Annotated in this window: 7 protein-coding genes; all 7 read right to left on the bottom strand. The window is 62.9% G+C overall.

Going from position 1 to position 8,066, the window contains the following annotated elements; all coding sequences use genetic code 11:
• A partial coding sequence (mutL, locus tag AC1DT3_RS07455) for a DNA mismatch repair endonuclease MutL (protein ID WP_477464618.1) occupies positions 1 to 348 on the bottom strand: 348 nt, incomplete at its 3' end.
• A 97-nt stretch (positions 349 to 445) separates the two neighbouring features.
• A complete protein-coding gene (locus AC1DT3_RS07450; protein WP_477464617.1) occupies positions 446 to 1,786 on the bottom strand; it encodes a glucose-6-phosphate isomerase in 1,341 nt (446 codons plus the stop codon).
• A gap of 90 nt (positions 1,787 to 1,876) precedes the next feature.
• Positions 1,877 to 3,154, bottom strand: a complete 1,278-nt coding sequence (locus AC1DT3_RS07445; protein ID WP_477464616.1) for a M16 family metallopeptidase — start codon at positions 3,152 to 3,154, stop codon at positions 1,877 to 1,879.
• A 26-nt stretch (positions 3,155 to 3,180) separates the two neighbouring features.
• On the bottom strand, positions 3,181 to 4,509 hold the full coding sequence (locus AC1DT3_RS07440) for a M16 family metallopeptidase (protein ID WP_477464620.1): 1,329 nt from the start codon (positions 4,507 to 4,509) through the stop codon (positions 3,181 to 3,183).
• Positions 4,510 to 4,664: 155 nt separating this feature from the next.
• Positions 4,665 to 5,300 (bottom strand): hypothetical protein, encoded by a 636-nt coding sequence (locus tag AC1DT3_RS07435; RefSeq protein WP_477464615.1) that lies wholly within the window; start codon positions 5,298 to 5,300, stop codon positions 4,665 to 4,667.
• 90 nt (positions 5,301 to 5,390) lie between these two features.
• Entirely contained in the window at positions 5,391 to 5,876 is a 486-nt protein-coding gene (lspA, locus tag AC1DT3_RS07430) for a signal peptidase II (RefSeq protein ID WP_477464619.1), read from the bottom strand.
• Between the two features lie 41 nt (positions 5,877 to 5,917).
• A partial coding sequence (locus tag AC1DT3_RS07425) for an isoleucine--tRNA ligase (RefSeq protein WP_477464614.1) occupies positions 5,918 to 8,066 on the bottom strand: 2,149 nt, incomplete at its 5' end.

The raw sequence follows: 8,066 nt of genomic DNA, 5'->3' as shown, positions 1-8,066 counted from the left end.
GGCATCGACCGTGCGCGTCGTGATGGACAGGCGTGCGACCGCGCCGATCGACGGCAGGGCCTCGCCGCGAAAGCCAAGGGTCTGGATGGCGAAGAGATCGCCGTCGGGCAATTTGGAAGTCGCGTGCCGTTCGACCGCCAGTTCCAGATCCTGCGGCGTCATTCCGTGCCCGTCGTCGACGACGCGGATGAGGCGCCGTCCCCCGGCCTCGATCGTGATCTCGATCGAAGTGGCGCCGGCGTCGATGGCGTTCTCGATCAGCTCTTTGACCGCAGCGGCAGGCCGCTCCACCACCTCACCCGCAGCGATGCGGTCGACCAGAATAGGATCGAGGCGGCGGACGGACATGGGCGCGATTCGGGCTCCGGATTGATCAGGAATGATAGGGAGTTCCGGCCTTCGACACCAGCGGCAGCGTCCCTCAGCGCGCCTAAGCCGGGTTCGCTTAGGCCGAGTTCGCTTGGGCCAAGTTCGCTTGGGCCAGGTATTGCTTGGCGAGAATCTTACCCTCTTCCACTGCGGGCTGGTCGAACGGATCGACGCCGAGCGCATAGCCCGCCAGGATCGTCTCCAGCATGAAATGCATCAGGATTTCACCCATCGCGCGCTCGTCCAGCTTTTCGATGTGAATGCGACGGGTCGGGCGGTGGTTCTTCGCCAGCGTATCCGCAGTGGCGCGGCCTTGCGCCGCAACGAGATCGCCGATGCGCTTACCGGCGAAACCCGGCTCGCCGGCGCGTCGCGAAAGCTTTTCGTCCATGATCGGACCTTGTCCCGCAACGCTCGTCGTCATGATCGTAAAGAATTTGTCGTTGGGACCTGCGAGGTAGAGCTGCAATTGGCTATGCTGATCGACCGGCCCGATCGCGGCGACGGGCTGCGAGCCCTTGCCGTTCTTGCCCACGCTTTCCGCCCAGAGCTGCACCCACCAGCGGGTAAATCGCTCGAGCCGATCGGCGTAGGCCATCGTGACGGTCGTGTTCTTGCCTTCGAGGATCATGGCGATGTTCAACGCCGCGCCAACGGCAGCCGGCGCATCCTGAGCCGCACGTCCCTCTCGGAACGGCGCGTAGGCATCGGCGGCGCCCTGGCGGATCGCGGCGATGTCGAGCCCCATCACGGCCGCCGGCAAGAGCCCGACATTGGTGAGAACGGAGTACCGGCCGCCGATGCCGGTGTGATGTTCGAGAAACCGTACGCCCTCCGGTTCGAGCAGATCGCGCAAAGCGTTCTTTCCCCCGTCCTTGCGCGGTTCCGACAGACCGAGAAACACCTCGCCCGGCCGTGCCTTCAGKCCGGCGCGGTMGAGAGCCGAGAGCACCGCGATGGTCTGCATCAGGGTCTCGCCCGTACCACCGGATTTCGAGATCGCGACGAACCGCGTCGAGGACAGGGGGAGCCGGTGCAGGACGTGGTCGAAGGTGATCGGGTCCAGATTGTCGAGAAAGTGGACGCGCGGTCCGTCGGCGAAGCGGCCGGCGCCAGGCACTGCATAATCCTTCAACTGCGCCAGCGTTTGTCCGCCGAGACTCGAACCGCCGGTGCCGAGAAAGACCACGTCCGTGGCGTCGCGCCGGAGCCAAGCGGCGGCTTCCCGGATCTGATCGAAGTCCGATGTCGTCTGCGGCATGTGGAGGAGCGGCAACCGTCCACTCGAATCGTCTTCGGCCAACCGTTTCATCGCCTTGCCGACCACCGTCAGGGCCGCATCAATGGCCGATTGCGGCGCCCCGCCCTCACCGATGTTCGAGGACAAGGCGAGATCGATCGATTGCTTCAGGGGCATGTCCGGGACTCCGATTCGAAAACAGGAGCGGGACAGTAGGGCAGCGGGGGGCCGACGGCTAGGGTGCGAGGCTGTTGCGAGCGAAACCCCTCACAACCCCGTGGGCCTACCTGCGATCACCGTCAACAGTTGGCCGTCACCGATCGTGCGCTCGGCGGCCTGGCGGATATCGTCCTGGGTCACGGCTGTCACGAGAGCGTTGCGGCGAGCGATGTATTCGATGCCGAGGTCCTCGAAGGCGATCTGCACCAGTGTGTGGGCGATCTTCGTCGAGGTATCGAATCCGAGCGCATACGAGCCGACGAGATAATCCTTCGCCTTCTGCAATTCTTCGTCGGACGGTCCCTCTTCCTTCAGTCGCATCATTTCGCCTACGATCACGTCGAGACATTCGCCGACGCGCTCGTTCTTGGTTGCCGTGTAGCCCCAGGTCATTGCAGCGGCGCGGTAACTCACGAGCGAACTACCGACGCTGTAGGCGAGGCCACGCTTTTCACGCACCTCCTGGAACAAGCGCGAAGTGAATGCACCGCCGCCGAGGATGTGGTTGAGCACGTAAGCCGGAATGAAGTCGGGATCCCGCCACGCGATACCCTTGGTGCCAAATCGGATGACAGATTGGGGGACGTCGATGTCGACGACGTAGCGTGATCCACTTCCTTGCAGTTCGGTTTGTTCGACGACGGGCAGCGGCGGAGCTTGCGGCAGGTCACCGAACACTTTGTCGAGGAGCTGCGAGAGACGCTCCGCGTCGATGGCGCCCACAACGGCGATCTTGACGCGCCCGCGGGCAATGATCGCGCGATGCATCGCAACGAGATCGTCGCGGGTGATCGCGGAGACGCTCTCGATCGTCCCCGATGTCGGGAGGCCATAGGGATGCCCGGCGAAACCCACCTCGAAGAAGCGACGCGTCGCCATCACGCCGGGGTCATTCTGCTGATAGCGAAGCCCGGCAATGCTCTGAGCGCGCACGCGTTCGATCGCATCCTGATCGAAGCGCGGCTCTGCGAGGGCGAGGCGCAGCAATTCAAACGCCTCGTCCGCGTGTTTGACGAGCGTCTTGAGCGAACCACCGACGGCATCGTGACCGGCATTGAACGACAGTTCGATCGCCCGGCCAGCGAGCCGTTCCTGGAAGGCATCCGAATTGAATTCGCCGGCTCCCTCATCGAGAAGGCGTGAAAGCAATTGCGCGACGCCGGGCTTGCCGACGGGATCGTGTGCGGAGCCGCCATCAAAGGTGAAAGCGACGGCGATCAAAGGTACGACGTCGGATTCCACATGCCAGGCTTCGACTCCACCGGGTGAAGTCAACGTCTGCACCTTGGTCGGAGACGCGGATAAAGTCTCGACGGAAGAAGTCATCTTGATCCCGTTCAGATTGGCGTCGTTTAGCTCGCCGATTTCAAATAGCCGGTCACGGAGCGGCGCGGCAGCAGGAAGCGCTCCGCAACGGAGGCGAGGTCGCTCTTTAGCACCGCTTCGATCTCGCCCGGCCAACGCCGAACGTCGTCGATGGTCTCGCCGATMGCCAACGCCGAACCGTAGATGCGGGCCAGCGAGGATTGGCTGTCGGTGGAATAGATCGTCTCCGCGACGAGACGCGTCTTGGCGCGTTCGATCGCGTCGAGGTCCAACGCTTCCGAGATCGCCGCCTTCAAGGTCTCGTCGACGGCAGCCTCGAGCTGTTCCAGCGTGATGCCTTGCGCGGGAACCGCATAGACGCAGAACCGCGTCTCCTCCATGGCCGAGGCCATGTACCAGGCGCCTGCATTCACGGCGAGGCCGCGCTCCAGCACCAGCTTGCGATAAAGATACGACGTCGGACCACCACCGATGACTTCGGCGAGGAGATCGAGAGCATGGCAGTCACGACCATCCGCGGTACCGCTCGAAGGTACGAGGTAGAGGCGCTGCATGGTCGGCTGCTCGAGCTGGGGGTCGGCGACCGTGAGATGACGCGCCGCTACGGGCTCGGGCTCGCGAGGGCGGAAGCGGACAGGGCGTGCACCGCGGGGAGCCACGCGGCCGTAGGTCTCGTCGGCAAGGCGGCGCACCTCATCGGCTGAGACGTCGCCGGCAACGACCAAGATGGCGTTCTCAGGCGTATAGAAGCGCTTGTAGTAGTCGAGGGCGTTGCTGCGATTGAGCTTTTCGATCTCGTGCATCCAGCCGATGATCGGAATGCCATAAGGATGATGCACGAAGAGCGAGGCGGCCATCGCCTCCGACAATTGAGCGGCGGGGTCAGTCTCGACACGCATACGCCGCTCTTCGAGCACGACATCCCGCTCCGGCGCGACGACCGCGTCGTCGAGCACGAGGCTCGTCATGCGATCCGCCTCGAACTCCATCATGGTCTTGAGGTGCTCGCGCGCGACCCGCTGAAAATAGGCGGTGTAGTCGAAGGACGTGAACGCGTTCTCCTGACCGCCCAGGGATGATACGACCTTGGAGAACTCACCGGCGGGGTGCTTGTCCGTTCCCTTGAACATGAGGTGTTCGAGGAAATGGGCGATGCCCGATTGGCCGAGCGGGTCATCCGCCGAACCGTTACGATACCACACCATGTGGGTGGCGACCGGGACCCGGCGGTCTGGAATGACGACGACGTCGAGGCCGTTGTCGAGCGAAAACGAGGACACATCAGGCCCGCCGCCTTCCGTTCGCCCGTGGAGGGGCGCGTCGGTGCGCAATTCAAGCTTGGCGGCTACGTCCATCATCTTCAACCTTAGCGGAATCAAGCAGATCCATAGGAATTTCCCACGGAACTAAAAGCGTTTCGAATAACACGCAAGCGGAGCAGCGCACTCTTTCAGTGCGACACGATCTTCCTCGGCTAAAAGCAGTGGGGCCCTTTCGGGCCCCCAGAACCTCAGTTCTTGTTTTGCTGCATGATGAAGCCGAGAGGGCTTTCCGGGTCCACGACGGGCGCCGGATCGACGGAGGCCTTGAGCCTTTCGCCATTGGCGGATTTCAGGAGCTGAGCCGGGGGATCGCTGAGATAGCGGCGTTCGAGCCCATCGCCCGCAAGCTTCACGTCTTCCTTCTTGCTGAAGGCGCGCAGCTCGTCCGGGCTCATGACGCTCTTGTCGGCTTGGCGGCCCACCGGAGGCGGCACGTCCGAGCCCTTCACGTAGTTGTTGGGATTGCGGTACTTCCGCATTTCTTCGACCGAGAGGCGGTTGCCCTGGTTGGCCCGGTAAGCCTCGGATTCGGTCCAAGGCGTCTTGGCGTCGGCCGCAGCCTTGCGCGCCGCCTTGACGTCGGGGTCCTTCGGCCAATTTGAGTTCGCCTCGAGATCCTGGGACGCCATAGGGGGACGCAGGTCCATCTTGGGCGGCAGGACGAGGGGCGCGCGCTCATGATAGTTGATGGGCGGCTTCTCTTTCGGGATGATTCCGATGCTGCCGAGGAGGCTCTTGACCGCCTCGCCCTCTTCGGCGACGGCGCCGGAGGCAGCAAGGAGCGACAGCGCGCTCACGCAAGCGAAGATTCGAACAGCCTTCATGGCACCACCACTTGATCCCCAAATTCCGCATGAACGCCTGATTGCTCTTTCTGGCAAACATATGGCAGCGGAAGGATTTCCAGCGCCCGCTTAGCGTGTGCGGCGCTTTTCCAACAGAAAAGAGTCATAAAGCAGTCCGACGACGCCTGCAACGATGGCTGCATCGGCCACATTGAACACGTACCAGGAAAATGATCCTACGTGAATTTCGATGAAATCGAACACTGCACCGTAGGCGAGGCGATCGATGACATTTCCGATCGCGCCTCCGACGATGAGGCCAAGTGAAGCCGCGAGCAACAGGCCGGTCGTCCTCCTGATCCAGAACGACAGGCCGATGGCTGCCGCGATCGAGACGAGGATCAGGATCCATCGTCCGAGATCGGAATGCTGCTGAAACAGGCCGTAGGAAATACCCCTGTTCCACACGACGATCAGGTTGACGAAGGGGCCTAGCGACACGGGCTCCTTCACCGGGAGATCGAAGAAGAACAGCAGGTAGACCTTGCTGAGCTGGTCCAGAACGAGCGTGATCAATGCCGCCGCGAAGCCGAGGCGGGCGGCTTTCGTCGCCACTAATCCAGGCTGGCTCCGTCCGGCCGTAGCCTTGCGGGCGGTCACGCGGCCGCCCTCGCGCGGTCCCATTCCCGCAGGGCCGCTGCATCACGCGGCGTCACGTCCGGATAATCCGGATCCGCCCCCACATCCGGCGAGACTTTCCAGGATCGCGCGCATTTACGCCCGACAGCCAGCGCCGGCACCACCGCGACGCCCTTGACGTCGTCGAGCCGGAAAGCGTCAGCGGGCCCCTCGCCGGAAACAACCTCGATGTCGGACGTGATGCAAATCTCGGCGAGATCGACACCCTGCACGGCATTGTAGAGATCAGGGTCGGCGATCGACACGACCGGCGCCGCTTCGAGGCTGGCGCCGATCCGCTTCTGCGCCCGTTCGATCTCAAGCGCGCCGGTGACCACGCGGCGAACGCGGCGGATCTTCGCCCATCGCGCCGCCAGGGTCTCGTCACGCCATGCGGCTGGGACCGAAGCAAAGGTCTCGAGATGGACGGACTCGGCCTGCGGATACCTTTCCAGCCAAGCCTCCTCCGCGGTGAACGCGAGGATTGGCGCGATCCAGGTCGTAACGCAGCGAAATGCCTGGTCCACCACCGTGAGCGCGCTCTTGCGGACATGGCTCGACAGAGGATCGCAATACAGCGCGTCCTTGCGAACGTCGAAATAGAACGCCGACAGATCCGTCGTCATGAACGAATTGAGCAGGGCGATCACGCGCTTGTAATCGTAGGACGCATAAGCCTCGCGGATATCGCCGTCGAGCTCGGAGAGACGGTGAAGAACGAAGCGCTCCAATTCGGGCATCGTCTCGACGGCTACCTTGTCCGTCTCGTGGAAATGGTGGAGCGAGCCCAACATCCAGCGGATCGTGTTGCGCAGTTTGCGATACGTCTCGACCGTCGTCTTCAAGATTTCGGGGCCGATCCGCTGATCGTCCCAGTAATCGACCGATGCGGTCCACAGGCGCAGGATATCGGCGCCGGACTCGCGAATGATATCCTGCGGCGCCACGGTGTTCCCGAGCGACTTCGACATCTTGCGGCCGTTCTCGTCGAGAGTGAACCCGTGGGTGACGACGACGTCGTAGGGCGCACGGCCGCGCGTCCCGCAGCTTTCGAGCAGCGACGAGTGGAACCAGCCGCGGTGCTGRTCCGAACCTTCGAGATACATCACCTGATCGGGCCCGCCGTCGACCTTGCGGTTGACGTGCAAGTCCTCACGCTTTTCGAGCGCGAAGGCGTGCGTGCAGCCTGAATCGAACCATACGTCGAGGATGTCGGTCACCTTTTCGAAATCGGCGACGTCGTGGCCACCGACCTTCAGAAAGCGCGCGCCGTCGTCCGCATACCACGCATCGGCGCCTTCCTTCTCGAACGCGTCGGCGATCGCGGCGTTGACGCGCTCGTCCTTGAGGATTTCGTTGGTGCCCTTCTTGACGAAAACGGCGATCGGCACGCCCCATGCGCGCTGGCGAGAGACGACCCAATCGGGACGATTGCCAATCATGCCGTTGATGCGATTTTCACCGCTCTCCGGCACCCACTGCACAACGTCGATTGCGTGCAACGCCCGCTGGCGAAGCGTGTCGCCTTCGCGATCCAATGGCTTGTCCATGGCAATGAACCATTGCGGCGTGTTGCGGAAGATCAGCGGTCCTTTCGACCGCCAGGAATGCGGATATTGATGCTTCAGGCGGCCACGGGCGATCAACGCGCCCGTCTCGACGAGCTTCTTGATCACCGCCTCGTTGGCGCCCGCATCCTTGCCCTTGTCGTCGTAGATCCGCTCGCCGGCGAAGAAAGGGATATTCGGAAAGTAGGATGAATCAGGACCGACCGTGTGCGGAACTTCCATCGTACCGCACGCTTCGAACACGGCCTTGTGCTTCACGAATGTGTTGTAGTCGTCGGCGCCGTGACCGGGCGCGGTATGAACGAAGCCCGTTCCCGCATCATTCGTCACATAATCGGCGGGCAGCATCGGAACATCGAAATCCCAATAGCCGTTCGCGCCTTCGAGCCCACGGAACGGATGCGCACAGCGCTCGATCATCACCGGCAGCACGTCCTTGACGCGCTCGTAACCGGTCACCCGCGCAGCGGTGAACACGTCCGCGGCGAGCTTGTCGGCGAGGACGAAGCGGTCGCCCACCTTCGCCCAATTGTCAGCTGCGGCTTCGGTGACCGCATAC

The organism is Microvirga sp. P4_G7 (assembly GCF_056401005.1).
The sequence above is the reverse complement of the archived record's forward strand: the minus strand, read 5'-3'. Positions and strand labels throughout refer to the sequence as shown.

What these genes read in the sequence shown, in the direction of transcription:
- AC1DT3_RS07445 (WP_477464616.1), bottom strand. Translation starts at nt 3,154, where the DNA reads ATGACTTCTTCCGTCGAGACTTTATCCGCGTCTCCGACCAAGGTGCAG.
- AC1DT3_RS07435 (WP_477464615.1), bottom strand. Translation starts at nt 5,300, where the DNA reads ATGAAGGCTGTTCGAATCTTCGCTTGCGTGAGCGCGCTGTCGCTCCTT.